Annotated in this window: 3 protein-coding genes and 1 pseudogene; all 4 read left to right on the top strand. The window is 79.2% G+C overall.

The features are described 5' to 3' along the window. Positions 1–363 (top strand): annotated as a pseudogene (locus NH602_RS29485) (SGNH/GDSL hydrolase family protein); the annotation flags it as partial. Then, positions 360–1,802: an FGGY-family carbohydrate kinase gene (locus NH602_RS29480; protein ID WP_253069520.1), complete on the top strand. Its 1,443-nt coding sequence runs from the start codon at positions 360–362 to the stop codon at positions 1,800–1,802. The pseudogene NH602_RS29485 and the gene NH602_RS29480, both read left to right, overlap by 4 nt. 9 nt (positions 1,803–1,811) lie before the next feature. After that, the gene (locus tag NH602_RS29475) at positions 1,812–2,666 is read left to right on the top strand and encodes a DegV family protein (RefSeq protein WP_161152801.1); all 855 of its coding nucleotides are present in this window, start codon (positions 1,812–1,814) and stop codon (positions 2,664–2,666) included. Between the two features lie 413 nt (positions 2,667–3,079). Continuing rightward, positions 3,080–3,363, top strand: a 284-nt coding sequence (locus NH602_RS29470; RefSeq protein WP_253069519.1) for a hypothetical protein, incomplete at its 3' end; no start/stop codon positions are given.

The raw sequence follows: 3,363 nt of genomic DNA, 5'->3' as shown, positions 1-3,363 counted from the left end.
CGGCTGCCCGGCGGTGGACCGGCGACCCTGCCGCCCCGCCTCACCGCCGCCTACCTGGAACGCTGCCGCGCCGGGGTGCACGCGCTGCGCCCCGGGCTGCCGGTGGTGGCGCTGGCACCGTCGGTGCACCGCGCCGCCGACTACGGCCTGGCCCACCCGCACCGCGCCGCCACCGACGCCGCGATCCACCGCTGGGCGGCCGGCGCCCCGGCGGTGACGGTGCTCGACGTGCCCGCCCTGGTCGGCGAGCACGTCCTCGGTGGACACGGCAACCCCGACGGGCTGCACTGGGGCTGGGCGGGACACGCCGCCGTCGGGGAGGCGCTGGCCGGGCTCCTCGCGACCGTGGGGGACCGGCCGTGACCCTGCTCGGCATCGACCTGGGCACCACCTCGGTCAAGGCCGCGGTGTTCACCGGCGACGGCGCCCGGGTCGCCGCGGCCCGGGCCGCCCACCCCACCGCGCGGCCCGCACCCGGGCACGCCGAACAGGACCCGCACGACTGGTGGTCCGGGCTCATCGAGGTGGTCGGCGCGCTCGGCCCGGCACTGGCCGGGGTGACGGCGGTCGGGGTGTGCGCCCAGGTCAACACCCATCTGTTCGTCGACGACGGCGGTGCCCCCGTCCACCCGGCGATCACCTGGCAGGACGGCCGGTGCGGCCCGGTCGCGGCGGCACTGACCGGGCGGCTCACCCCCGCCGACCGGGCCCGGGTCCGGGGCGGGCTGGGCACCGTCGACGCCTCGCACGCGGCCGCCCGCGCCGCCTGGCTCGCCGCGCACCGGCCCGACGCGTGGGCCCGCGCACGGAGGCTGCTCGCCCCCAAGGACTGGCTGCTCGAGCGGCTCACCGGCACCGCCGTGGCCGACCCGTTGTCCTCGACCGGTCTCCTCGCCCCCGACGGCCGGTACCCGGACTGGCTCGACCTGCTCGTCCCCGGGCTGCGCGCGATGCCGGCGCCCCTGGCCGACCCGGCGTCGGTCGCGGGGGAGACCACCGGCGCGGGCGGGCTCCCGGCCGGGCTGCCCGTCGCCGTCGGGACGATGGACGCCTGGGCGGCGCTGCTCGGCGGCGGGATCGCCGCCCCCGGAGACGCGATCGACATCGCGGGCACCTCGGAGGTCCTGGCCCTCGCCGCGACGCCCGGCGGCAGCGCCCCGGGCATCGTCACGTTCCCGTCGTGGCGCGGGCTGCACGTGCACGCCGGGCCCACCCAGGCCGGCGGCGACGCCCTGACCTGGGCGTCCGCGGTGCTCGGCGTCGCACCGGGCGAGCTGCTGGACCGCGCCGCCGGCGCCGACCCGGGCCAGGTCCTGTTCCTGCCCCAACTCGCCGGGGAACGGGCCCCGCTGTGGGACCCGGACCTGCGAGGGCACTGGCTCGGCGCGGGCTTCGCCACCGGGCCCGCCGAGCTGGGCCGCGCCGTGCTGGAGGGCGTCGCGCACGCCGCCCGGCACGTCCTGGGGCCGCTGGAGGCCGCCGCCGGACGTCGCGCCGACACGATCGCCGCCTGCGGCGGCGGTGCGGCGAGCGACCTCTGGTGCCAGATCAAGGCCGACGGGCTGGACCGGCCGCTGCGCCGCACCGCCGAGCGCGACGCCGGGGTGCTCGGTGCCGCGATGCTCGCCGCGCTCGCGACCGGCGACGCCGCCTCGGTCGACGAGCTCGCCGGGCGCATGGTGCGGGTCGACCGGGAGTTCACCCCCGACCCGCGCACCCGCGGCCGCCTCGACGACGCGCACGGCCGCTACCTCGCCGCGCAGCGGGCACTGGCACCGCTGTTCCGCCCGACGGGTGGATAGGGTCCGGCCGTGCCCCCCTCGCCGGTCGCCGTGGTCACCGACTCCACCGCCCACCTGCCGCCCGGCGTCGCGGAACGGCGGGGCATCCACGTCGTCCCGCTGGAGGTGCGGCTCGGCGAGCGCACCGCCCGGGACGGTGTCGACGTCTCCGCCGCCGAGCTGATCACCGCCCTCGCCGACCGGACCCTGCTGGTGCAGACCTCGCGCCCGACCCCGGCCGCGTTCGCCGAGCGCTTCACCGCCCTGCTCGACGACGGCGCCCCCGCCGTCGTGGCCGTGCACCTGTCCCGGGAGCTGTCCGGCACCTGGGACGCGGCCCGGCTCGCCGCACAGGAGGTCGCCCCGGACCGGATCCGGGTCGTCGACTCCGGCGCCATCGCGATGGGTCTGGGCTTCGCCGTGCTGGCCGCCGCCGACGCCGCCGGGGCAGGTGAGGCCCCGGAGGAGGTCGAGGCCGTGGCCGGTGCCGTCGCCGCACGGGCACGGGTCCTGTTCGCGGTGCAGGACCTGGAACGGCTGCGCCGTGGCGGGCGGATCGGTGCCGCGTCCGCGCTGGTGGGCACGGCCCTGTCGGTCAAGCCGATCCTGCACCTGCGCGACGGCCGGATCGCGCCGCTGGAGAAGGTGCGGACGACCTCGCGCGCGACCGAACGGCTCGTCGCGCTCGCGGTCTCCGCGGCGGGCCCGGGGGCGCACGTCGCCGTGCACCACCTCGGTGCCGAGGACCGGGCCGAGGACATCGCCGATCGGCTGCGCGAACAGCTGCCCGACGCCGCCGGGATGCACGTCTCCGAGGTCGGCGCGGTGATCGGGGCGCACGCGGGACCGGGGCTGGTGGGGGTCGTGGTGGTGCCGGCGGGCTGACCGCCTCGTCGAGGGGGGGCCGGCTCCGGCCGCCCTGCCACGGGCCGACGGGCCCCGCCGGTGTGTAGCACGGACCGCCGACGATCCGGCACCGTGACGGCCCACGGGATGCCGTCTGTCCCCAAGCGACGGATCCGTCCACAGGCCGGACACCGGCCGGTCGGAACAGGTGTCACGGACCTAGCGTCGGATGCGTGACCAGGACCGACACCGCCCTCGACCCGGCCCGGCGGCTCGCCGGGATCGGGAGGCGCGGGCGGCCGGACACGGTCGCGGACCGGCTCGAACCCCCGACGGTCCCGTTGCCCGCGCTGCCGGTGCCTCCCGGTCCGGCCGGGTCACGCCCCGGACGACCGCCCGCACCCGGGCCACTCCCGCCGCACGATGTCAGCGGTGCCGTTCCGCCGGGTCCGATGCCGTCCGCCTCCCGACGCGACACCCCGCACCGTGCGACACCTGTTCGGCACGCCGACCCCGACGCCTCGCACGGTGCGGGACCGGAGTGGCCCGCCGACCCGCAGGGCGCGAGGCCGGTGTGGACCGCCGACCCCGACGCCGGCCACCCCCTGGCCCTGCTGGCCCGGGACGACCCCGCCCCGCCCGAGGAGACTCTCGCCGACGACGGCCCGCACGGCGGACGCCCCTCCTGGTTGCGCCGCCGGGCCCAGCGGTGGCTGCCGTCGTCGCTGGCCGGGGC

This window comes from Pseudonocardia sp. McavD-2-B, from assembly GCF_024124365.1.
Classification (GTDB): Bacteria; Actinomycetota; Actinomycetes; order Mycobacteriales; family Pseudonocardiaceae; genus Pseudonocardia; species Pseudonocardia alni.
This window is presented reverse-complemented; position numbering and strand designations above follow the sequence as displayed.